We start from the raw sequence: 20,879 nt of genomic DNA on the forward strand, positions 1-20,879 counted from the left end.
TGTTACCCCTTAACCGCTCCAGACGATAATCCCTTGACGAGATACTTTTGAGCCGCAGTTGCAAATACTAGCGGTGGAAGGATTGATAGACAGACAGCTGCTGAGATATCGCCCCAACGGACCCCATAGGAGGTCACAAAGTTAGCCGCTCCCACAGTTACAGGTGTGGCTTCACTTGAAGTCAGCACCACTGCAAAGAGGTAATCAGACCATGAGAATAGGAAAGTCAAAACACCAACAGCAGCAAGTCCCGGTCCCATTAAAGGCAGAATGATTCTCCGCAAAGTCATCCAAATAGATGCCCCATCGACCGCAGCTGCCTCTTCTATCTCAATTGGCATCTCACGAATCGCACCAGCAAATACTAAGAGCGCCAATGTCATGTTAATAAATGAGTTCGCCAAAATTAACGCCAAAGGTGAATCGATTAAGTTGTAGGCGGTAAATAACTTGTAGAAAGGAATTACGAAAAAGATTGCGGGTGTAATACGTAGAGCCAAAGCGAGCCGCAGCAACCATGGCCCTCCAAAACCTAATCGAACGATGGCATATGAGGCAGGGAAACTGACCAATATAGTTAGAGCAACAGTACCCAGCGAGATGACGATGCTATTTCTAAAGAAGCTAGGAAAGTCATAACCTGCCGCACCGAGAGCATTTCTATAGTGCGTCCAATCGGCATCAAACTCCCAAACGAAGGGCCCAGAGGCAATTGCTTCATCAGTACGAAGGGATGTATAGAGGGCTCCAAAAAGTGGAATCAAGAAAATGAAGACTATGCAACTTGCTGCTGCGGTTACTCCCCAGTTTTTCTTCATTTCGATTTCTCGGTTCCCAAATTGAATTGCTTAATTATGAAAGGCATAAATGGTGCCAGAATCAAAACAAGAACTATTGCTGCTGAAGCGGCTAATCCGAAGTCACCAAAGATGAATGCCGTCTTATAAATATAGATTCCTACCGTCTGAGTAGAAGTTCCTGGTCCTCCGCCGGTCAGGATATAGATTGAATCAAAAGTACGGATTGAATCAAGAATTCTAAGTAAAAACACGATAGCAAGTGCTGGCTTAAGAATTGGCATTGTTATTCTGAATAGAGTTTGGCGCTTGTTGGCTCCATCAATGGCTGCAGCTTCATAAATCTCAGAGGGCATATTCTGTAATGCGGAGTAGGTTAGAAGAAAGGTGAAGGCTGTAAATTGGATTACATCAAGAACAATTAGAGATAAAAAGATATTGTTCTGATCAAATATTGAATAACTTGAGCCTATGATTTTCAAAAAACCTGGTATCACGCCAATGTTTTCATTCAGTATCAAACGAAACATCACTGCCATAAGAGATGGTGCAATCATGATAGGAATGAGCATCAAAGAGAAAAGAATCTTCTTACCTGGGAATACGCGATCAAACATAAGTGCTAATGCAAATCCTAGAATTAGCTCCACAATAGATGCAGTGAAAGCGAATATCAGTGTAAAGCGGATGGCACTCCAAAAATTAGGTTCCATCAGTAGGTTTCTGTAATTTTCGAGACCTACAGGGTAGGTTTCGAAATCACTGAGAATGTCATGCGTCATTGAGGTTTGAAAACCAAGGTACATAGGCCAAACAAGAAGCCCTGCGAGCAAGATCAAGAGAGGCGCGGAAAGTAGCCAACCCGCAATTTTACGTTCCCTACCAAATGTCATTGACACTTCAAATCACCCCCTTTTCACAAAAAGAAATCTAGTGGCTGGTCACAACAACCAGCCACTAGATCCTGTGTCCCCTTAAGACGCGTACTTTACTTTTGGAGTTTCTTTATTGCCTCATCTGCTGCTGCTGCAACATCTGCTGATGTCTTCTGACCAGACCAGGCTGGGCTTAGTACTTCAGCAAGCGCTGCGTAGATATCGAACTCACGAGGTCCTGCTGAGGCGGAGTAACCAAACTTGCCTGCATACTCGATGACGTTCGCAAATGATGCATTCTTGGAGACCATGCCCTTAAGAATTGTAGGCATTGATGGAACTCCTCCTGCTGTTGCATAAGTTCTCATAGCTGGAACAGTTGCAAGATGGGCCATCCACTTTGCAGATGCAGCTTGATTCTTTGAGAACTTGTTTAGACCAACAGCTAGAGCGTGAACGTGTGTTCGCTGACCCTTGCCTGGTGGTGGTGCAATACCGACCTGATCCTTAGTTGCGCCAGTTGTGCTCAACTCGGAGTAAGCGGCATTCCATTGAAGTGCAATCGCTGCATTTCCTGATGTTAGAGCTGCATTTGTCTCTGCATACTCCCATTGTGATGAGTCAGGTGAAGTAAGGCCCTTTGTGTAGATGGTGTTGTACACATCGATAGCAGCCTTGCCTGTTGGTGTATTTAAGTTTGGCTTGCCGTTCTTCAACCAATTTCCACCCAATCCCCAAAGCACGTCATTCCAGATCATTGTGTTGTACAACAAGTTCTTGGCAGGAAGTGCGTAGCCATACTTAGTTGGTGATTCTGGGTTGTACTTTTGTGTGAAATAAGCCGCTGTAGCTAATGCATCATCCCATGTCCATGTCGCTGGATTTGTATTTGGCTTTAAATCTTTTCCAAGAACAGTCTTAGCGATTGATGTGTACTTATCTGCATTGGCAGATAGTGATGAGATTAAGTCTTTGCGGTAGTACATAAAGTGCAAACTTGTGTCTAGAGGAAGTGCCTTCTGCTTTCCAGCAACCTTGAGTGAGTTAACTGACGCCTTCAGATAAAGACTGTCTTTTACTCCCTTTAGGTCTGAAAGGTAAGGCGCGTGTTGTCCTACTAAGTAGGAAGCTGTGAAGTAAATGTCATATTCAGATGACTTTGCCTTCATCAATGCTGCTTCCTTTGCGAAGGTGTTGTCGCGGCTGAGAAGAATCATCTTCACATTCACGCCATCCTTCTTACCTTGAGAAGAGTTGTAGGCATCTACAACCTTTTGCATTGCATCGCCTTCTGGTCCAGGCCACAAAACCATCTTTACAGTTGTTGCTGCATTTGCATTTGGCAGAACGGCTAGACCGACTACCAAACTGAGCGCTGTGGCTAGCGCAATCGAAGTCTTTTTTAAACGCATTCCATTTCCTTCTTACCCGTCATTTGACGCTAGTGAGGTGTCGATCTGGATTGGTGTTTCACCGCTCTAGACCAGTGAGGCAAAACTATAGTAAGGTTCGGGAAAGTCAAGAGGGCAGGGGGTGCGATTTGGTAACGGAACAGTTACACAATGAGCCTATGGTCGCACCAGTTTTCCTTCTGCTAAAGGGTGGACTTGTGGTTTCGTGCCAGGCCTCCGAAGGAACGCCCATGAATACTCCTGAGTTCATCGCCGCCCAAGCCATGACTGTTGAATTAGCAGGTGCAAAAGCAATTCGCGCCCAAGGGATCGACAATGTTGCACGTGTAGTTAGCTCAGTAAAAGTACCGGTTATCGGATTAGTTAAGAGTTATTCGGCCGACTCGGATGTTTATATCACTCCCACGGTAGAAGATGTTCTGGCTCTAGAAAAAGCTGGTGCGCATATCATTGCGGTCGATGCTACGCAGCGTTCTAGAAATGGTGGGGTATCGCTAGAGGAATTTTTTAACAACGTTAGAAAACATACAAACATACCTTTGTTAGCCGACGTAGATTCCATCGAGAATGCAATCAATGCAGAAGCCCTCGGGTTTGAAGCAATCGCCACAACTTTGAATGGATACACAGATATCCCATCTAATGGTTTGCCAAATATTGATTTAGTAACTGCGATTTCAAAGGTCGTGAAAGTTCCTCTTATTGCTGAAGGTGGATTTGCAAATCCTCAACAGGTCAAAGGCGCTATTTCAAACGGAGCATGGGCGGTTTGTGTAGGAACCGCAATTACTAATCCATATTTGCTAACAAAATATTTTGTAAATGAAGGACTTTAGCTTTCTGCCTGAATACTGTACTTAAAGTCATAACGATCGCCACGCTTTACAGAGTTGCAACGTTCTAGGGCTCTTCCTCGAGCATCATAAGCAACTACGACAAAACAAAGAGCTGCCGATTTGACATCAGTATCTAAAAGATCTGCCTGACGTTTCGTCAGATTTATTGGTGAAACTACACATTCTGCACGCATAACTGGCTTTTCATAGGTGTTTTTTAGTATGTCATACAAGGATTCCGAGAGGTTCTGATCAAGTAAACCAGGGATGAGTGAGGCCGAAATAAACGATTCTTCAAGCGCCATCGGAATCTTGTCGGCAAAACGAACCCGCTCTACTTTGTAAATCGCATCACCAAGAGAAATATTGAGAGAATCTGCAATCGCTTGATCTTTTACCGTTGTTTTAATGGCTGAAACTATCTTTGAACTTGGTGTCATTCCGCGCTCAATAACTTCCTGGCTAAAGGAGACAAATGTCAGCCTCTTGGACATTCGGTGATCAGAGACGAAAGTTCCTAATCCAGGCACAGAATGGATCATTCCTTCTTGCTGTAACGCTACTAATGCTTGGCGCACAGTCATCGCACTTACTTTGTATGTTTTGGCCAAATCCCTTGCCGATGGGATAAGTGAATTCGGTGCCATACGTTGAAAGCGACTACGGAGCTTTTCTCTTAGCTCTACATGCTTCGGTACAGATTTTTTCGGGGCCGCCATGCGCAGAGCGTACTTTAAATTTTGTGGGAAGATAAGCCCATGAGTTCTTTAGGCGCGATTATGGCCGCAGAGATTGCCGAGACCCCTAAGGTCTTTAAGGCAATCTTTGATAACAAAGCTGCATTCAATGCTGTCAAAGATGTATTGGTCGAAGAGAAGATTCAATCCGTACTTATCTTGGCCAGAGGCACATCAGATAACGCAGCCCATTATTTGAAGTACCTAATTGAGACTCAGATCGGTTTACCGGTTGGATTAACTTCACCGTCATCGGTGACTGTTTATGACGCAGAACTGAAATACGCAAACACTTTAATTGTTGCCATTAGTCAGAGTGGTCAGTCACCGGATTTGGTTAAGTTCGCAACCGCAGCCCGTCAGGCCAGTGCATACGTCATCGCCATGACAAATGATGCGAAATCACCATTAGCAACAATTGCCCATAACCATTTTTCACTGCTGGCTGGGCCTGAATTAGCTGTTGCTGCGACAAAGTCATACAACGCCCAATTGCTAGTTTCATACCTATTGGTTGCTGCTTGGACTGGTAAGCAAGTTGATGGCTCGCAAATTATTGCTGAAGCTACCCGACTGGTTAATTCTTCAGATCTAGTAACTCAAGCTGTTCAAGCTGCTTCTAGAGATAAGGAAATCGTAATTCTGGGCAGAGGATTTGCATATCCAAATGCTCGTGAAGCTGCATTAAAAATTCAAGAGACCTGCAAGATTTCAGTTCAGGGTCTTTCAAGTGCAGATTACTTGCATGGTCCAATTTCAGCGCTGACACCACAAACACAAGTTTTTATTGTCGCACCCGCACATATGCCAGCTAATTCAATCACCGAAGCCACCGTGAAGATACGCAAGACAAGTTCACGTATTTTTTGGATTGGTAACGCAGGGGATTCGCACGATACGGACATTGTTCTTGGTGGATCAAACTGTGATGATGAAATTGCTTCAACCATCGTTGATGCAATTGTCCTGCAACGTTTTGCTTTGGAATTTGCCGTTGCTTCTGGTTTTGATCCAGATGCACCAGTTGGTTTATCTAAAGTAACTTTGACTAACTAATTACTGTTACTGAATTGGTAGCGCTGTTGTAACTGAGCAAATCTGCACGCTTTCCTACGGCAATATTTCCCCGATCTTCCAGCCCAAAAACCTTTGCTGGCTGAGTCGAAGTTGCATGCACCGCTTGTAGCAATGACAAATCACAGTGGTTGATAAGATTGGTAAATGCTTGGGAAATTGTGAGCGTACTTCCTGCCAGTTTTTGATTTGAAGTAAGTCGCGCAACTCCATTAACAACTTCAACGGGCAGGGCGCCAATTGTGTAAGTGCCATCGCCATTTCCTGCTGCCGCCATTGCATCAGAAACCAATAAAACTCGCGCACCGAATGCTGCAAAGAGTTCTTGCACCTTGCTATATGGCAGATGATGGCCATCGACAATCAATTCAACTGCTAGTCGTGAATCATTCATGACGAAATTAGCAATCGTTCCGTCTGCATCCTCTTTGTTCATAGCGTTAAGGAAGTGTGTGACTATTGAAGCGCCATTGTCAGTTGCCACAGAAGCATCGTGATAAGCACCTTCAGTGTGTCCAATTGCTGCAAAAACACCCACAGAAACTAGATACTCAATCGCATCCTGGGCGCCGTGAAGTTCAGGTGCAATTGTGACCATCTTGATTGCTCCTTGGCCTACTTCGATTAGCTCTTGAAGCAGCGGTACCGTCGGATCAATCAATAGAGAAGGTTCGTGTGCACCGCATCGAGCATGTGAAAGGAATGGCCCTTCTAGGTGAATTCCAAGAATTTCTCCACGATCATAAAAAGGGACAAGTCGTTGAATCTGCGTCTTCAAATCAGAAATGTTTTCAGTAACAAGTGAAGCTACCAATGAGGTAGTTCCGGTTCTCTTATGGGCAGCGATTGCTGTGTTTATCGCATCAGGTGATGCTGCCGAAAAGTAATGACCTCCGCCGCCATGGCAATGAATGTCAATAAATCCTGGGATTAATACACCATCTACCAAAGAATCTGGATTGTCATGCTTGCCAGAGTTAACAGAGGTGATAACCCCATTTGAAGTTTCAAGCCAAAGATCTGCAACTAAGGAGCCATCCACAACTGCCTGAGTAGCTTGAATGATCACTGTATGAGGTTAACCGATTAGTTCGCGGTTGCGCTTAACTTCGCGCTCGTGATTGCAAGGACGCTCGGTGTGGGTGTCATAGCAAGAATCGCAAAGCAAAACCAGCTGGTGACATTCCGGCTTTTGACAATTTCTAAACTGCTTTGTGGCACCGTTACATTCTGCGCATTCGCCAATCAACTTGGTGTGATCACTGAAATCAATTGTTAAGCGATCATCAAATGTGTATAGAGAGCCTTCCCATAAACCATCATCGCCAAACTTGTTTCCATAGCGAACGATTCCACCCTTGATCTGATAAACCTCTTTAAAACCACGGTTCTTCATTACAACCGACAGGATTTCACAGCGGATTCCGCCGGTGCAGTAAGTAACGATCGGCTTGTCCTTCATGTGGTCGTACTTGCCACTTTCAATTTCAGCAAGAAAGTCATGAGAAGTTTCCACATTTGGAACAACTGCGTCCTTGAACTTTCCGACCTTGGCTTCAAAAGCGTTACGCCCGTCAAAGAAAACAACATCGTCGCCGCGTTCTTCAACTAGCTTGTTAACTTCTTCTGGGCGAAGGTGAACGCCACCACCTATGACACCATTGGCATCAACCTTAATTTCATCTGGGTTTCCAAAGGCAACAAGTTCTGGACGAATCTTGATCTTTAATTTAGGGAAATCCTGTCCAGTTCCATCAGACCACTTGAAATCGATTTTCTTGAAACCGGGATAAGCCTTAGTTGCCTTTACGTACTTCTTAAGGTCTTCCATCTTGCCGCCCAAGGTTCCATTAATTCCATGAGGAGAAACAATGATGCGACCTTTAATTCCGAGGGATTCACATAAAGTCTTCTGCCACAGCTTTACGGCATCAGTATCTGCAATCGGCGCAAAGCCGTAATACAGAATTACTTTGTCCAGATCCATAACCGCATTCTAACGCTTGGGTTGGTTAGACTGAAAACCATGAAAAGACTGCGGGGGTTACTTCAGGCCTGTCACTTCGGCCCTTCCGTGCTTGTTACAACCGTTGCTTTTCTCATTGCTCAAGCGCTGTGGTGGGAAGGCCCCGCCTATGTGATTGCCATTGGCGTTCTGTTGGGACAATTAATCGTTGGCTGGACAAATGATTTACGTGATTACGACGATGATTTAAAACATAACCGTATTGCAAAGCCATTGGTTTCAGGATTGATCACATCAAAGCAACTGCGCACCGCCATCTTTGTTGTTACTCCGCTTGCAGTGTTAGTTAATCTATTTGGACCCTTGGGATTAAAAGGTGGCGCAGTTTATTTACTAGGTATTGCTTTTGGCCTCGCCTATAACTTTTATTTCAAATACACGGTACTGTCACCACTTCCTTATGTCATTGCCTTTGCAGCACTGCCTGCATCGATTGTTCTGGCTGTTGATGAAGTTCCACCGTTGTGGATGATGGCGGCTGGTTCGTTGCTGGGCGTTGCCGCACACATTGCAAATGTGCTGAAGGATTTTGAAGAAGACGGACAATCCGGAATCCGCTCATTCCCGCGCATCATTGGTGAAAAAGCCTCACGATTGTTAATTGCTCTCATTCTCTTGGTAAACACGGTGCTGCTCAATTCAGTAAGCCCCCAACCAGCGCTTTTGATTGTTGGAATTATCGGTGCACTTTTAACCATTAAAGCCCCGCGAAAGATTTTGTTTAAAGCGATCATGATTGTTGCACTAGCAAATCTTGCGCTGTTGCTATCTGCGCTAGATTCTGAAATAGGCAATCAAGAGTTTGCCGCTAAAACCAGCGTCATAATCGGGGCAGATCGTTCGGGAAATAACTTCTGAAACCCTGCTAACGCTTGTTGTGATTTTGCCAAGAGTGGCGTCAATGACGTTCAATATTTTCATGGCGATGCCGACGCAACTATTTTTTACGCTGGAGGCTCGGTATTCGCCCAGAGTTACTTATCTACTGATGTGGCAATAAAGCTTTGGAGCAACAACAATCAATTCTCAGCAGGTTCGCTCGAGTTGTGGAAGATAAATGGGGGAGTCCACGTTCCCGAACTAGATCGTGGCTTCGCTGACAAAGTGGTTTCTTGGCTTACTCTTAAGCCATGACTAAAGAGATGAACACTTCAAAGCTACGCCGCTACAACATCATCGCTGGCGTATTCCACCTAGTTCAGATGATTGCAGTCTTGGCCCTAGCCAATGACTTCACTCTTCCAATTGTGGGTCGCTACATGTCTGGCCCTCCAGGAAGCACTTTTGCTGAACCCGTAACTTTGTTTAATACCCCTGTTGGAATTGGTGTTGCTACATTCTTAGGTCTTTCGGCTTTCTTCCACTTCTTAGTCGCATCACCAAAGTTCTTCCCTCGTTACAGCGCAGGACTTACGCAAAACCGTAACTACTTCCGCTGGGTCGAATACTCAATCAGCTCATCTGTAATGATCGTTTTAATCTCACAGATCTGCGGTGTTTCAGATGTAGTTGCAATTGTTTCCCTCTTTGGTGTAAACGCTTCCATGATCCTTTTCGGTTGGCTTCAAGAAAAATATGAAACTCCTGGGAATGGTGGATGGATTCCTTTTATCTTTGGTTGCATCGCAGGAATCGTTCCTTGGCTAGGACTTATTTTCTATGTATTGGCTATTGGTGGACCGTCCGAGGCAAAGGCTCCAGCATTTGTCTACGGAATCGTTGTTTCACTCTTTGTCCTCTTTAATACATTCGCAGTTGTTCAGTACCTGCAATACAAAAAGGTCGGAAAGTGGTCTGATTATCTACGTGGAGAAAAGACTTATATAACTCTCTCATTGATTGCTAAATCAGCTCTTGCTTGGCAGGTATTCGTCGGCACTCTCTTCGAATAAAAAGTAGCCACAAGACAACACTGGGAGTAGGCTTCCTTCAAGAACGGGGGAAAGTATGCCGATTTGGATGTGGTTAGCAGCGGGTAGTGCTTTGTTAGTTGCTGAAATGCTGACAGTTGATCTTTTGTTTGCCTCACTTGCCTTCTCAGCATTCATGGCGGCGATCGCGAACGCTCTCGGATTTAATATGGCGGTTCAAGGTTTCACCTTTGGAGTTGCCGCCATTCTTTCTTTATTCATCCTGCGTCCAATCGCGCTTAAGCACTTAAAGAAAACAACACCAAATTTTGCAACCAATGTGGATGCATTAGTTGGAGCGCCAGCGCTGGCGTTAACAGAGGTAAATGAGATTTCAGGTCAAGTGAAGTTAAGCGGTGAAACCTGGAGCGCACGTACACAATCAGGCGTGATCGCAACTGGATCAAAAGTTGAAGTGCTTTCAATTGAAGGTGCTACTGCAGTCATCAAGCTAAGGGGTTAGACAATGATTAATTACTCATTCGGAGTACTTGTTCTTCTTGTTGTTATTTTTGCGGTCATCCTCGCGCGCTCAATCCGCATCATCCCTCAAGCAAGTGCCGGGTTGGTAGAACGCCTTGGTCGTTATCACCGCACGCTGGGTGCTGGCTTAACCATCATTATTCCTTTTGTTGATCGCCTGAGGCCATTGATTGATATGCGAGAGCGAGTAGTTTCATTTCCTCCGCAACCAGTTATTACTGAAGACAACCTGGTGGTTTCAATCGATACGGTGATTTATTTCCAGGTAACTGATCCAAAGTCTGCAACATATGAAATTGAAAACGTTATTCAGGGTATTGAACAATTAACAGTTACAACTCTTCGAAATGTTGTGGGTGGTCTTGATCTAGAGGCGGCCTTAACTTCACGTGATTCTATTAACGCTGCCCTTCGCGGAGTCCTAGATGATGCAACCGGCAAGTGGGGCGTTCGCGTAAATAGAGTGGAACTTAAGGCGATCGATCCACCTCCAAGTGTTCAAGAGTCAATGGAAAAGCAGATGCGTGCAGAGCGTGACAAGCGCGCCGCAATTTTGACCGCAGAGGGTGAGAAGCAAAGCCAGATTCTTACCGCCGAAGGTGCACGCCAAGCAGAGATTTTGCGAGCAGAAGGTGATGCACAAGCTGCAATCCTTCGCGCCGAGGGTGAAGCCGCTGCAATTAAGAAAGTTTTTGGTGCTGTACATGATGCCAATCCAGATGAAAAAGTTTTGGCATACCAGTATTTGCAACAACTACCAGCAATCGCAAATGGATCCGCAAGCAAGGTTTGGATAATTCCAGCCGAACTTAGTGGGGCTGCAGAGCAGATAATTAAAGCCTTCAAGAAGTAAGCCCATACAATGACTGCATGAACGGGTCGTTGGCGTTAGTTGGATCAGGTGAATACCTGCCTGCTATGGCGGCTTTCGAAAAGTCATTGCTAAATGACGGTGTGGCCAACGGCAAGCAACCTGCCTACATCCAGATTCCAACCGCGGCCGGACGCGAAAGTCAGGACAGTCTTAATTACTGGCAAAATCTTGGCCAGCAACAAGCAGAACGCATGGGTGTGCAACCAATCTTTTTGCCCATCTACACCCGCGATGATGCATTCAAACAGGAACATGTTGATGCAATAAAGAACTGCGCCTTGATGTACATGTCAGGCGGAGATCCTCATCATCTTGCAGAAGTATTAATCGATACACCTGTTTGGGCTGCAATTCTTGATAATTGGCAAAGCGGTGCATCCCTTGCTGGCTGCAGCGCTGGCGCGATGGTTTTATCTGCTCAGATTCCAAACTTTCGAATGCTTAAGCGCTCACCAAGTCAAGGCTTAAATCTGCTACCTCAAATTCGAGTCATCCCGCACTTCAATAAGTTCTTTAAGTGGATTCCTGAAAGTGCGGCCAAGGTGTTGTTGCATGTGCCTGATGATTCAATCCTAATCGGTGTTGATGAAATGACAGCGATCGTAAAGCGCACGGGAAGTGACAGTTGGATAGTTGTTGGGGATGCAAAAGTTCATGTACTAAAGGGTTTGCCTGATCAACAGTTACATGATGGTCAAGAAATAAAGCTGTCGCTTCAATGAATCAGATAACAGTTATCTTTGATGGCGAATGCGAATTCTGCAAGCAATCAGTCACCTGGATTCAACGCAAACTTTCAGTCACCGCGCTGCCATTTCAGACAACTGATCTGACCCCCTTTCATCTAACGCGCGAACAATGTGCCAAGCAGGTCTATGTAATTTCAGCAGGACATACATATGGGGGAGCAGCTGGGATTGCATACTTACTTAAGCAACGTGGCAACACATTGCTGTGGCTAAAGATCAAAATCTCAGGACCGTTTGGCCGTGCCGGTTACCGCTGGATCGCATCCCACCGAAATTCCATTCCAGTAAAGTTAGCAACTAGACTTCTGTCATACCTCAACGGAAAGTGAATCAAATGTCCTTTGTTATGTACTCAACCAGTTGGTGTGGTTACTGCAAGCGCCTTAAGTCTCAGTTAGCCGAACAAGGTGTTACCTTCGAAGAAATCAACATCGAAGAGGTTGCGGGCACAGCTGAAATCGTTGAAAAGGTAAACGGCGGCAATCGCACTGTTCCAACACTTGTTTTCTCTGATGGAACTGCGATGACTAATCCTTCTGCCAAGCAGGTTGTCGAAAAACTAGCAACTCTGTGATCTAAGTACAGGCAATGGCAAAGTTTTTTACTGGTGGAACAATCTGGTGCGCAGAAGGTGTTCTAGCAACTTCACTGCGCATTGATAAAGGCTTGATCCTTGCCATTGATGAACAGTCACAACCAGGTGATGAAGTAATTGATTTACAGGGCCGCTTTCTTGCACCAGCCTTTATGGATGGACACGCACACCCTTTGTTTGCAGGTCGCCAAGCACAAGGCCCGCTTGTAAATGGGCTACAAACCGTTAAAGAAATTTGTGCCAAAGTAAAGAGATTTGCTGACGCACACCCAGATCAACCTTGGATTATTGGCGGAGCATATGAAGCCGCCATCATCGAACGCGGAGATTTTCTAGCGACGTGGCTTGATGAAGTTGTACCTGACCGTCCGGTTGTTCTGCGCGCAGTTGATCATCACACTATTTGGGTAAACACCAAGGCGATTGAATTAGCTGGAATAACTGCTGCGACACCAGATCCAGATGGTGGAACCATTGCACGTAATCCCGATGGCTCTGCTCGCGGAACTTTGCGTGAACCATCTGCAATGGATCTAGTGATGGATAAAAGTCCTGCCGCAACTATTGAAAAAGATGTCCTAGCCATCGCTTGGGCTTCAGCGCAATATTTACAGTGTGGAGTAACCGCAGCAACTGATGCCTGGATCGAACCCGGAATGGCCGAGGCCTATATTGCAGCTGATGCATCTGGTGCACTGCAGATTGATATGAACCTTTTCTTTCTTGCCCAACCTGATTCGTGGCAAGAGCGTGCCGACAGTTTTAGCCGCTTGCGCAAACAAATACAGGATCTAGGACCAACTTCATTATTGCGAGCCAATACCATCAAAATTATTTTAGATGGCGCACTATCTAGCGGAACTGCCGCACTTTTGGATCCATACCTAGATGATCCAAGCACTAGAGGCTTATTGATTTGGTCTGATGAACTTTTGCTAGAAGCTGCAACGTATTTTGATAACCAAGGTTTTCAGCTACACCTGCACGCAATCGGTGATGCTGCTGTGCGACAAGCTTTAGATGTCGTTGAAAAGCTGAACACAGTGAATCCAAAGCCAGATCGCAGAGCGGTGATTGCGCATGCCCAGCTGGTGCATTCAGCTGATATGCCTCGTTTTGCCCAGTTAGGGGCAATCGCAAATTACCAACCACTGTGGATGTATCTAGATCCCATGAACTCAAAATTAATCGCACCGCGCATCGGTAATGATCGAAACAATATGCAGTACCAATTAGCTTCGATGATCGCATCGGGTGTACAAATTGCATTTGGCAGCGACTGGCCGGTTACTTCGCAAGTTCCGCTAGAAGCACTAGCTGTTCCGGTACATCGTCAAACAGCCGACCATCAACCAGCTAACGGTTGGAGCCCAGAACAACGCATCACAACAGAACAAAGCCTGGCTTTTTATACCCAAGGCGTGGCACATCAAAACTTTAATGAGGATCGTTTTGGAACAATTGCTATTGGTAAGCAAGCAGATTTGATTGTTCTTGAAACCAATCCATTAACTGCGCCGCCACATGATGTAGCAAAAATCAAAATCAATGATGTGTATAAAAAAGGTGAATCAGTTTTACGAAAGCCGTAATTCTGCGCGGTTAATCAAGGTATTGCACGCATCGCCAAAGCCAGCAAAAGCTGGATTAGTTGTTTGCCCTGAGCGGTATCTGGCCCAAATCTGTTGAATGATTACCGCTAAACGAAAGAGCCCAAAGACTTCGTAAAAAGTAAAATCATCACAACGGCGACCACTTAACTGCAGGTATCGCTGCACAAATTCTTCGCGGGTCGGCATTCCTGGCAAATGACTTGGTTGTCTGCGCAAGGCAGCAAAGGCTGGCTCATCATCTCGATCAACCCAATAAGCAAGAGATGATCCCAAATCCATTAACGGATCTCCGACAGTTGCCAGTTCCCAATCCAAAACACCAACTATGCGCGCTTGTTCTAAATCAAAAACCACATTGTCGATGCGCCAATCTCCATGAATCACACAGGATGCAACATCATCTGGACGGTTTGCGTCCAGCCACGCCATTACCTTTTCGCCATTTGGAACATCATCGGTCAGCGCATTGCGATATCGCTTGGACCATCCTTCAACTTGTCGCTGTACATATCCAGGACCTTTATTGAGCTCGGCCAAAATACTTGCATCAACTGCATGTAGCTGAACCAAACCGCTAATCAAAGAATCTGCCATCACTGAAACATCGGACAGCTTTACACCTTCTGGAACATCTCGCCGAAAGATATCGCCAACAACTCGTTCCATCACATAAAAATCAGAACCCATTACCGATTGATCATCACACAAGGCAACCATTGATGGCACTAGGGGATAGACCGGCTGCAACCGTGACTGAATCAAAAACTCACGCTTCATGTCGTGGGCAGATGCCGCCTTTGTTCCCACCGGCGGCTTACGCAGTACTAATTCACGGTCTGGATACTGCAGTAAATATGTCAGATTAGATGCACCGCTTCGAAACTGTAAAACCTCGGGGACTGCATCCACATTGATAAATGGACGCAACCATTGGTGCATTCGCTCAACATCAAAGCGATCCTCTTCACGGACCGGGGTTAAATCCTTCATGCCAAATAAGGTTTGATTTCCATGCGAGCAATATCGCGAATATGAACCTCATCTGGCCCATCAACAATGCGTAATGTACGAATACCTGCATACATACTTGCCAACACCGTGTCCTGACTTACGCCAGCACCACCATGAACCTGAATCGCACGATCAACAACTTGCTGTGCCATACGCGGAATAGCAACCTTAATCAAAGCAATCTCTTTACGCGCAGCTTTTGCTCCGTGCGTATCAATCATCCACGCGCACTTTAAGACCAATAAACGCGCTTGTTCGATTTCAATTCTAGATTCTGCGATCCAATTTTGAATCGTTCCCTGATGCGAAAGCTCCTTGCCAAATGCCACACGAGAATTCGCGCGCGTGATCATCAGTGACAAGGCCCGCTCTGCCATGCCAATTGCTCGCATGCAGTGGTGCACGCGTCCTGGCCCAAGTCGAGCTTGCGCAATTGCAAAGCCCGCACCTTCTTCGCCAACCAAATTAGCAACAGGGACTCGAACATCCTTAAAGGTGACTTCGGCATGACCATGCTGATCGACATAACCAAAAACAAGTAAGTTGCGCTCAACTGTTACACCCGGCGTATTGATCGGCACAAGCACCATCGACTGCTGATTGTATGAATCTGCAGCAGGGTTTGTCTTTCCCATAACAATCAAAATCTGACAGCGCGGATCCATCGCACCTGTAGTCCACCACTTGCGACCATTGATCACATAAAAATCACCATCACGAACAATTGATGTTTCAATGTTTCGCGCATCACTAGATGCGACATCAGGCTCGGTCATGGCAAACCCCGAACGAATTGTTCCAGCCAACAAAGGCGCTAGCCACTGCGCTTTCTGCGCATCGGTACCGAACATATCCAGAACTTCCATGTTGCCGGTGTCAGGTGCCGAACAATTAAGCGCCTCTGGTGCAATTTCGACAGAACGCCCAGTTATTTCAGCCAGCGTTGCATAATCGGTAACAGTCAAACCGTGATGTGGATCGTGGCTGTGTGGCAAGAACAAATTCCACAAACCTTGCGCCTTGGCATCAGCCTTTAAGGTTTCAACTATTGCCGGCAAATCATGTGGCTTACCCGCTGCAACAAGTGCTTGACGTTGATTGTGATAGACAGCTTCGGCCGGAATTACCTTTTCATCCATAAATTTCTGAAGGCGCGCACTGTATTCGGCAGCCTTTGGGCTGAGTTTGAACTCCATGTCTGTAATCTACCCGTAGTGCATCAAAAAGAGGAGAAAACAGATGAGCATTCTGGACCGCTTTAAACTTGATGGAAAGGTAGCTGTTGTTACCGGCGCATCATCAGGATTAGGTGTGGCCTTTTCAAAAGCATTGGCCGAAGCAGGTGCTGATCTAGTTTTGGGTGCTCGTCGCGAAGAGCGCCTTGCAGATACCGGCGCATTGGTAACTGCTGCAGGTCGCACATGGGTCGGGCGCAAAACCGATGTGACTAAACCAGAAGATTGCGCAGCGTTGATCGCTCTTGCAATTGAAAAGTATGGCCGCGTCGACATTCTTGTTAACAACGCAGGTGTTGGAACCGCAGTTCCTGCAACACATGAAACTCCTGATCAATATAGATCTGTGATTGAAACAAATTTGATGGGTTCATATTGGATGGCACAAGAGTTTGCCAAAGCAAACAAAGACGGGGGAGCGATCGTTAATATCTCCAGCGTGCTTGGACTTAAGCCACAAGGTTTGCCACAAGCGGCCTACGCATCAAGCAAAGCCGGAGTCATCGGATTAACGAGAGACCTTGCAGCACAGTGGACAGGTCGCAAAAATATTCGCGTTAACGCTCTTGCCCCAGGATTTTTCCCATCTGAAATGAGTGATGAACTTCCAAAAGACATGGTCAATATGATCAAGATGTTCACCCCCGCTGGTCGCCTAGGGGATCCAGAAGAATTGGCTGCAACATTAATCTGGTTAGTAAGTGATGCAGCTAGTTATGTCACCGGAATCACTGTGCCAGTTGATGGTGGATTGGTTATGCCGTAAGGCTTCACATAGAAATCAACTAACAGAATTGGTAACCTTCATACTATGAGCAGAGAAAACGAAACAGGCCTAAAGGACGACAAGATCACCGCATACCGAATCTTTGGTTGGGTCCCACTGGCAATCTTCTTCATCGCAGCAGGAACAACAGCTTTAATCGGAATTCTTAACACCCTTTAGCGAACGTTTGTGACAGTAATCAACTGTCCAGAATCAGTACTCATCACCATCGAACCGTTACTGAGCATTTCCAGATCACGCACGCGATGGCCAACATTAACCTGAATCTTTTCAACTACCTGAAGATTCTGATTCAACTTAATGAAAACAAGCACCTCTTCACGTAATGTGCCCAGCACAACCGCGCCATTCCAATTACCCCAGCCCTGCTTTGGCAGCTGAACTAATTCAGTTGGTGCAATCGATGGAACCCAATAGGTAAGCGGCTCTGGATATCCGGCATGCGTTCCGGTTTTTCCTGGACGAACATAATCCCCGCCACCATATGGCTGACCATAAGAAACAAAAGGCCAACCGTAATCCCTTCCTTGTTTAATCAAATTTAATTCATCCCCGCCACGCGGCCCATGCTCTGCAGCCAACAAATGCACCTTGTCATACATAACAATTCCCTGCGGATTGCGATGGCCTTCAGAAATGCGCACTGCAGCTTTGGCCGTTAACTTAAATATCGAACCTAAGTCACCGCGCTTATTTCGATCATCAATTAATGAATATCCCAGATCGCCAATAGTCACGTAGACACTGTTCTTATCGATGACTTCAAAACGTCCCGCTGTGTGTTGCACAGCAGAGATCGGAACACATGGCTTTGAAACAAACCAGTTCGAAACAAACTTAATGCGCTGCCGCTTGCGATCATAAGCAAGCTCATCAACTACGATTTCAACACAGGAGCGCCCAGTACCTAATCGGGGATAGGAGATCAAAAGTTTCGCTGCGGTAGCACTTTCTGACAACACCGCAATATCGTTAATCGCAAACCGTGAATCAATCACGCGGCGATTGGCTGCAATAAAACTTCCCAACTTACGAAGAGACTTGCCATCTTTGTTAAAGGTAAAGATCTCGCCACCTGCGCGCCCACCACCGAGCAACACAGTGTCATCCTTTAACACTGCCAGCGCTGGCCCACGAGAATTTCCGCCTTCGGTAACCGCTGCAGTGATAGAGCGAGACTTAAATGCAACTTCTACAGTGCCATCATCAAATTGATAAGCATTAGCCGGCAGCATTACTGAAAGCGCCAACGCACTGGCAAGGACAAACCGTCTAATCACACGTAAACTCTAATCCAGTGAAGTAGTCAACGAAAGAGGAGAATCACAATGGGAGCTTGCAGCTGCGGATACACAACCGATCCTGAGAAAAACTGTAATGGCACACATAATGTTGTTAAGGCTGTAAAGGCCGATTTGATTGCAAAGCTAGAAGCCGAAGGCTTCGCTGATGCAGCAGAACACTTAAAGCAGAAGTAAACCCCTTATTCGGTTGAACCGCTGCCCTTTACGCGCTTGTTCTTTTCCGTCGAATCCTTGCGGGTAGCAAAGGCAAATAGTGCAAGGCCGGTGACCATTGCACCTGCGCCAACCCCGTATGAAATAACATCAGCGGCACGGTTGGTATCAACAAACACACCAACGAAAATCACCGAGATAATTGCAACTACAACACCAATTAGTTTGGACTTTAAATCATCAAGATTTTGAACTTGCAACCACGGTGGTACTTCTAGATCTTCATCAATAAACAACTCGTATAAGCCATATCCAATAACCAAAAGAACAGTTCCTAGCAAAATTGCATCTACAGCGGTCAAAATCTCCACAATCGTTAACTTCAACTTGGTGCCCTCGGTCACTACATCAATGATGGTTGTAACCATTGCAACTGATCCTTGGAACATCAGCAGCAGTGCGCCCAAGATTGATGCGAGAGCGGGTATTAAGACGGCGTAACGAGCAAGAGCCAGGAGTTTGTTCATAATTAAAGGGTAGTAGATCGCCGCTCAATTAGGCATGTAACGTGCCCAGCCAAATAAGGATACTTAACGCCCAGACACTTCACGGAGTTGGCGAATACCCCATCACCTTGATCTGCCCTTGCGAATTGGCACGCACCAAGACTCCTTCACCAGAATCAACACTCACGCCAACAACGGCCGAGATATTCACAAAGTGGCCAACAAAAATCAATAACCCCGATGTATTGCGATGACTAACAATTCTTTTTCGAATATTGGCTGTCTGCGGATCATTTAACGCATCCTCATCCTGAAACAACGAATCCAAATTCCTATTCAGTCGCACCCGCCCCAATCCAAGTAGCTTTGCTGTCTCTTTCGCCCGGCACCATCTACTTGATTCAACGCGCAGTATCCGAACCTCTCTGCGCTTTATCCATTGCCCAATATCTCGCGCATCCTGTCGCCCCTGATCATTTAGATTGCGTTGCGTCGAACAATCTCCAACACGTAAATTGGCGGGATCACCCACACCAGGTGCCAGTGCATGTCGCATCAACAAGACATAACCCTTTGGATTTGTTCCCTGTAATGAATCCCAAATCGCCAAACTCTTTGCTGATGCATTATGCGGAATCAAAGTAAGTGCAAGAGCGCTGACAAGAGCAAGGATTAACCCCCGCATGTAACGCAAGGGACGAGCCATGCCTCAACCTCCCGCCAGCTTTAGACCAGAGAGTACTGCCCAAGCTAGGCCGACGCCTTTTTGAATTCTCAGACTTTTCCCTAATTCTCTAGAAAACGCCCATTGGTTGTCATATGCTCAACCGGATTACTTTCAAGGGTGAGGGGAATTAGAACTTGAGTGCAGGCTTTGTCTCACTTCGTGGCGTCAATAAATTCTTTGATGATGTTCACGCAGTTGCTAACTTGGATTTAGATGTTCATGCCGGTGAATTTTTCTCCATGTTGGGCCCATCTGGTTCTGGCAAGACAACCGTTCTTCGATTAATTGCAGGTTTTGAAACTGCTAGCACCGGAACAATTTCAATCGAATCACAAGATGTCACTGAATTAGCGCCATTTGATCGCCCCGTAAATACAGTTTTCCAAGATTACGCACTCTTTCCTCACATGAGCATTCAAGAAAATGTTGAATACGGACTTCGCACAAGAAAAGTTCCAAAGGCAGAACGCGCAAAGCAAGCGTTAGCTGCGATTGACTCAGTAAAACTCACACATCTTTCTCAGCGTTTACCACACCAATTATCAGGTGGACAGCGCCAACGCATCGCACTAGCAAGAGCCCTAGTACTTCGACCAAAAGTATTGCTTCTTGACGAACCTCTTGGTGCATTAGATAAGCAATTGCGTGAAGAGATGCAGGTTGAACTTAAGCGAATCCAACGTGAAGCTGGAATCACATTTATTTTTGTAACCCACGATCAAGAAGAAGCAATGCGGATGAGTGATCGCATCGCAGTCTTTAATGAAGGTGCAATTGAGCAAATCGGTACTCCGCAAGAGGTGTATGAGAGACCGCAAACCAAATTTGTTGCCAGCTTTTTAGGTGTTTCAAATATCTTTTCAGGAGATGTTGCCCAAGAAATTTTTGGAAGCCCAACGATGGTAAATATCAGACCAGAGCGAGTCAAATTGGTTTCAGCCAATACCAAGCCAAAAGCCGATGAACGCGGCGTAATTGGAACAATTATCGAGGCCTCATACATCGGAGCAAGCACAATATTTTTGATTCAAACAGAGTCGGGGCAGAGGGTAATTGCCTCCAGATTAAATGAAGAATTGCCAGACCAAATCAACCGATTTGAAGTTGGCGATCGGGTCGGTGCCGTTTGGAAAAGCGACCACTCGGCAGTGATACCTAATTAATTGACTTTAAAT

General features: G+C 45.8%; 26 protein-coding genes. 15 read left to right on the forward strand and 11 right to left on the reverse strand.

What is annotated here, in order from left to right; all coding sequences use genetic code 11:
* Positions 1-2 precede the first annotated feature (2 nt).
* The 3 genes from AC9UC2_RS04240 to AC9UC2_RS04250 all read right to left on the reverse strand — a co-directional run bounded on the left by AC9UC2_RS04240 (position 3) and on the right by AC9UC2_RS04250 (position 3,084).
* Positions 3-818: a carbohydrate ABC transporter permease gene (locus AC9UC2_RS04240; protein WP_509525584.1), complete on the reverse strand. Its 816-nt coding sequence runs from the start codon at positions 816-818 to the stop codon at positions 3-5.
* The gene (locus AC9UC2_RS04245) at positions 815-1,690 is read right to left on the reverse strand and encodes a carbohydrate ABC transporter permease (protein ID WP_509526158.1); all 876 of its coding nucleotides are present in this window, start codon (positions 1,688-1,690) and stop codon (positions 815-817) included. The genes AC9UC2_RS04240 and AC9UC2_RS04245 overlap by 4 nt, the downstream gene beginning before the upstream one ends.
* A 95-nt stretch (positions 1,691-1,785) precedes the next feature.
* On the reverse strand, positions 1,786-3,084 hold the full coding sequence (locus tag AC9UC2_RS04250; protein WP_509525586.1) for an ABC transporter substrate-binding protein: 1,299 nt from the start codon (positions 3,082-3,084) through the stop codon (positions 1,786-1,788).
* Between the two features lie 158 nt (positions 3,085-3,242).
* On the opposite strand from AC9UC2_RS04250, the gene AC9UC2_RS04255 reads away from it, so the two are divergent.
* Entirely contained in the window at positions 3,243-3,920 is a 678-nt protein-coding gene (locus AC9UC2_RS04255; RefSeq protein WP_509525588.1) for an N-acetylmannosamine-6-phosphate 2-epimerase, read from the forward strand.
* Here the strand turns inward: AC9UC2_RS04255 and AC9UC2_RS04260 are convergent.
* Positions 3,917-4,639: a GntR family transcriptional regulator gene (locus tag AC9UC2_RS04260; RefSeq protein ID WP_509525590.1), complete on the reverse strand. Its 723-nt coding sequence runs from the start codon at positions 4,637-4,639 to the stop codon at positions 3,917-3,919. The genes AC9UC2_RS04255 and AC9UC2_RS04260 overlap by 4 nt on opposite strands.
* A gap of 39 nt (positions 4,640-4,678) precedes the next feature.
* On the opposite strand from AC9UC2_RS04260, the gene AC9UC2_RS04265 reads away from it, so the two are divergent.
* The gene (locus tag AC9UC2_RS04265; RefSeq protein WP_509525592.1) at positions 4,679-5,713 is read left to right on the forward strand and encodes an SIS domain-containing protein; all 1,035 of its coding nucleotides are present in this window, start codon (positions 4,679-4,681) and stop codon (positions 5,711-5,713) included.
* On the opposite strand, the gene nagA is transcribed toward AC9UC2_RS04265, so the two are convergent.
* Entirely contained in the window at positions 5,706-6,800 is a 1,095-nt protein-coding gene (gene nagA, locus AC9UC2_RS04270; RefSeq protein ID WP_509525595.1) for an N-acetylglucosamine-6-phosphate deacetylase, read from the reverse strand. The genes AC9UC2_RS04265 and nagA overlap by 8 nt on opposite strands.
* 9 nt (positions 6,801-6,809) lie before the next feature.
* A complete protein-coding gene (trhO, locus tag AC9UC2_RS04275; protein WP_509525598.1) occupies positions 6,810-7,718 on the reverse strand; it encodes an oxygen-dependent tRNA uridine(34) hydroxylase TrhO in 909 nt (302 codons plus the stop codon).
* A 39-nt stretch (positions 7,719-7,757) separates the two neighbouring features.
* On the opposite strand from trhO, the gene AC9UC2_RS04280 reads away from it, so the two are divergent.
* From AC9UC2_RS04280 to AC9UC2_RS04320, 9 genes are all read left to right on the forward strand, one after another.
* Positions 7,758-8,615 (forward strand): UbiA family prenyltransferase, encoded by an 858-nt coding sequence (locus AC9UC2_RS04280; protein WP_509525600.1) that lies wholly within the window; start codon positions 7,758-7,760, stop codon positions 8,613-8,615.
* A gap of 132 nt (positions 8,616-8,747) precedes the next feature.
* Complete coding sequence (locus tag AC9UC2_RS04285) at positions 8,748-8,891, forward strand: hypothetical protein (protein ID WP_509525603.1); 144 nt, start codon at positions 8,748-8,750, stop codon at positions 8,889-8,891.
* The gene (gene heR / locus AC9UC2_RS04290; protein WP_509525605.1) at positions 8,888-9,649 is read left to right on the forward strand and encodes a heliorhodopsin HeR; all 762 of its coding nucleotides are present in this window, start codon (positions 8,888-8,890) and stop codon (positions 9,647-9,649) included. Before AC9UC2_RS04285 ends, heR begins: the two co-directional genes overlap by 4 nt.
* A 55-nt stretch (positions 9,650-9,704) precedes the next feature.
* On the forward strand, positions 9,705-10,130 hold the full coding sequence (locus AC9UC2_RS04295) for an NfeD family protein (protein WP_509525608.1): 426 nt from the start codon (positions 9,705-9,707) through the stop codon (positions 10,128-10,130).
* A gap of 3 nt (positions 10,131-10,133) precedes the next feature.
* Positions 10,134-11,003, forward strand: coding sequence for an SPFH domain-containing protein (locus AC9UC2_RS04300; RefSeq protein WP_509525610.1), 870 nt, complete (start codon positions 10,134-10,136; stop codon positions 11,001-11,003).
* Positions 11,004-11,020: 17 nt separating this feature from the next.
* Entirely contained in the window at positions 11,021-11,746 is a 726-nt protein-coding gene (locus AC9UC2_RS04305) for a Type 1 glutamine amidotransferase-like domain-containing protein (RefSeq protein ID WP_509525613.1), read from the forward strand.
* Positions 11,743-12,102 carry a thiol-disulfide oxidoreductase DCC family protein gene (locus AC9UC2_RS04310; protein ID WP_509525615.1) on the forward strand — a complete coding sequence of 120 codons (360 nt, stop codon included), beginning with the start codon at positions 11,743-11,745 and terminating at the stop codon, positions 12,100-12,102. The genes AC9UC2_RS04305 and AC9UC2_RS04310 overlap by 4 nt, the downstream gene beginning before the upstream one ends.
* A 5-nt stretch (positions 12,103-12,107) precedes the next feature.
* The gene (locus AC9UC2_RS04315) at positions 12,108-12,347 is read left to right on the forward strand and encodes a mycoredoxin (RefSeq protein WP_509525618.1); all 240 of its coding nucleotides are present in this window, start codon (positions 12,108-12,110) and stop codon (positions 12,345-12,347) included.
* Positions 12,348-12,361: 14 nt separating this feature from the next.
* On the forward strand, positions 12,362-13,960 hold the full coding sequence (locus AC9UC2_RS04320) for an amidohydrolase (protein WP_509525621.1): 1,599 nt from the start codon (positions 12,362-12,364) through the stop codon (positions 13,958-13,960).
* On the opposite strand, the gene AC9UC2_RS04325 is transcribed toward AC9UC2_RS04320, so the two are convergent.
* Together AC9UC2_RS04325 and AC9UC2_RS04330 are read right to left on the reverse strand one after the other, a co-directional pair.
* Positions 13,946-14,971, reverse strand: coding sequence for a phosphotransferase family protein (locus tag AC9UC2_RS04325; protein WP_509525624.1), 1,026 nt, complete (start codon positions 14,969-14,971; stop codon positions 13,946-13,948). The two genes, AC9UC2_RS04320 and AC9UC2_RS04325, sit on opposite strands and share 15 nt — an antisense overlap.
* Complete coding sequence (locus AC9UC2_RS04330; RefSeq protein ID WP_509525626.1) at positions 14,968-16,188, reverse strand: acyl-CoA dehydrogenase family protein; 1,221 nt, start codon at positions 16,186-16,188, stop codon at positions 14,968-14,970. Before AC9UC2_RS04330 ends, AC9UC2_RS04325 begins: the two co-directional genes overlap by 4 nt.
* A 43-nt stretch (positions 16,189-16,231) precedes the next feature.
* Between AC9UC2_RS04330 and AC9UC2_RS04335 the strand changes: the two genes are divergently transcribed.
* Both AC9UC2_RS04335 and AC9UC2_RS04340 read left to right on the forward strand, forming a co-directional pair.
* A complete protein-coding gene (locus AC9UC2_RS04335; RefSeq protein ID WP_509525628.1) occupies positions 16,232-16,993 on the forward strand; it encodes an SDR family NAD(P)-dependent oxidoreductase in 762 nt (253 codons plus the stop codon).
* A gap of 45 nt (positions 16,994-17,038) precedes the next feature.
* Positions 17,039-17,173, forward strand: a complete 135-nt coding sequence (locus tag AC9UC2_RS04340) for a hypothetical protein (protein WP_509525631.1) — start codon at positions 17,039-17,041, stop codon at positions 17,171-17,173.
* Here AC9UC2_RS04340 and AC9UC2_RS04345 read toward each other — a convergent pair.
* On the reverse strand, positions 17,170-18,294 hold the full coding sequence (locus AC9UC2_RS04345; protein ID WP_509525634.1) for a PQQ-dependent sugar dehydrogenase: 1,125 nt from the start codon (positions 18,292-18,294) through the stop codon (positions 17,170-17,172). The two genes, AC9UC2_RS04340 and AC9UC2_RS04345, sit on opposite strands and share 4 nt — an antisense overlap.
* 48 nt (positions 18,295-18,342) lie before the next feature.
* Here AC9UC2_RS04345 and AC9UC2_RS04350 point away from each other — a divergent pair, with 48 nt between their 5' ends.
* Positions 18,343-18,492: a hypothetical protein gene (locus AC9UC2_RS04350; RefSeq protein ID WP_509525637.1), complete on the forward strand. Its 150-nt coding sequence runs from the start codon at positions 18,343-18,345 to the stop codon at positions 18,490-18,492.
* Between the two features lie 5 nt (positions 18,493-18,497).
* Here AC9UC2_RS04350 and AC9UC2_RS04355 read toward each other — a convergent pair whose 3' ends face one another.
* Together AC9UC2_RS04355 and AC9UC2_RS04360 are read right to left on the reverse strand one after the other, a co-directional pair.
* The gene (locus tag AC9UC2_RS04355; RefSeq protein WP_509525639.1) at positions 18,498-18,998 is read right to left on the reverse strand and encodes a YqhA family protein; all 501 of its coding nucleotides are present in this window, start codon (positions 18,996-18,998) and stop codon (positions 18,498-18,500) included.
* 79 nt (positions 18,999-19,077) lie between these two features.
* On the reverse strand, positions 19,078-19,683 hold the full coding sequence (locus tag AC9UC2_RS04360) for a histidine phosphatase family protein (protein WP_509525642.1): 606 nt from the start codon (positions 19,681-19,683) through the stop codon (positions 19,078-19,080).
* A 155-nt stretch (positions 19,684-19,838) separates the two neighbouring features.
* Here AC9UC2_RS04360 and AC9UC2_RS04365 point away from each other — a divergent pair, with 155 nt between their 5' ends.
* On the forward strand, positions 19,839-20,867 hold the full coding sequence (locus AC9UC2_RS04365) for an ABC transporter ATP-binding protein (RefSeq protein ID WP_509525645.1): 1,029 nt from the start codon (positions 19,839-19,841) through the stop codon (positions 20,865-20,867).
* Positions 20,868-20,879 lie beyond the last annotated feature (12 nt).

The sequence above is a fragment of the Candidatus Planktophila sp. genome, from assembly GCF_036734405.1.
Lineage (GTDB): Bacteria > Actinomycetota > Actinomycetes > Nanopelagicales > Nanopelagicaceae > Planktophila.

Coding starts and splice junctions, on each gene's coding strand:
- AC9UC2_RS04240 (WP_509525584.1), bottom strand. CDS start 818: ATGAAGAAAAACTGGGGAGTAACCGCAGCAGCAAGTTGCATAGTCTTC.
- AC9UC2_RS04245 (WP_509526158.1), bottom strand. CDS start 1,690: ATGACATTTGGTAGGGAACGTAAAATTGCGGGTTGGCTACTTTCCGCG.
- AC9UC2_RS04250 (WP_509525586.1), bottom strand. CDS start 3,084: ATGCGTTTAAAAAAGACTTCGATTGCGCTAGCCACAGCGCTCAGTTTG.
- AC9UC2_RS04255 (WP_509525588.1), top strand. CDS start 3,243: ATGGTCGCACCAGTTTTCCTTCTGCTAAAGGGTGGACTTGTGGTTTCG.
- AC9UC2_RS04260 (WP_509525590.1), bottom strand. CDS start 4,639: ATGGCGGCCCCGAAAAAATCTGTACCGAAGCATGTAGAGCTAAGAGAA.
- AC9UC2_RS04265 (WP_509525592.1), top strand. CDS start 4,679: ATGAGTTCTTTAGGCGCGATTATGGCCGCAGAGATTGCCGAGACCCCT.
- trhO (WP_509525598.1), bottom strand. CDS start 7,718: ATGGATCTGGACAAAGTAATTCTGTATTACGGCTTTGCGCCGATTGCA.
- AC9UC2_RS04280 (WP_509525600.1), top strand. CDS start 7,758: ATGAAAAGACTGCGGGGGTTACTTCAGGCCTGTCACTTCGGCCCTTCC.
- heR (WP_509525605.1), top strand. CDS start 8,888: ATGACTAAAGAGATGAACACTTCAAAGCTACGCCGCTACAACATCATC.
- AC9UC2_RS04295 (WP_509525608.1), top strand. CDS start 9,705: ATGCCGATTTGGATGTGGTTAGCAGCGGGTAGTGCTTTGTTAGTTGCT.
- AC9UC2_RS04300 (WP_509525610.1), top strand. CDS start 10,134: ATGATTAATTACTCATTCGGAGTACTTGTTCTTCTTGTTGTTATTTTT.
- AC9UC2_RS04305 (WP_509525613.1), top strand. CDS start 11,021: ATGAACGGGTCGTTGGCGTTAGTTGGATCAGGTGAATACCTGCCTGCT.
- AC9UC2_RS04310 (WP_509525615.1), top strand. CDS start 11,743: ATGAATCAGATAACAGTTATCTTTGATGGCGAATGCGAATTCTGCAAG.
- AC9UC2_RS04315 (WP_509525618.1), top strand. CDS start 12,108: ATGTCCTTTGTTATGTACTCAACCAGTTGGTGTGGTTACTGCAAGCGC.
- AC9UC2_RS04320 (WP_509525621.1), top strand. CDS start 12,362: ATGGCAAAGTTTTTTACTGGTGGAACAATCTGGTGCGCAGAAGGTGTT.
- AC9UC2_RS04325 (WP_509525624.1), bottom strand. CDS start 14,971: ATGAAGGATTTAACCCCGGTCCGTGAAGAGGATCGCTTTGATGTTGAG.
- AC9UC2_RS04330 (WP_509525626.1), bottom strand. CDS start 16,188: ATGGAGTTCAAACTCAGCCCAAAGGCTGCCGAATACAGTGCGCGCCTT.
- AC9UC2_RS04335 (WP_509525628.1), top strand. CDS start 16,232: ATGAGCATTCTGGACCGCTTTAAACTTGATGGAAAGGTAGCTGTTGTT.
- AC9UC2_RS04340 (WP_509525631.1), top strand. CDS start 17,039: ATGAGCAGAGAAAACGAAACAGGCCTAAAGGACGACAAGATCACCGCA.
- AC9UC2_RS04350 (WP_509525637.1), top strand. CDS start 18,343: ATGGGAGCTTGCAGCTGCGGATACACAACCGATCCTGAGAAAAACTGT.
- AC9UC2_RS04355 (WP_509525639.1), bottom strand. CDS start 18,998: ATGAACAAACTCCTGGCTCTTGCTCGTTACGCCGTCTTAATACCCGCT.
- AC9UC2_RS04360 (WP_509525642.1), bottom strand. CDS start 19,683: ATGGCTCGTCCCTTGCGTTACATGCGGGGGTTAATCCTTGCTCTTGTC.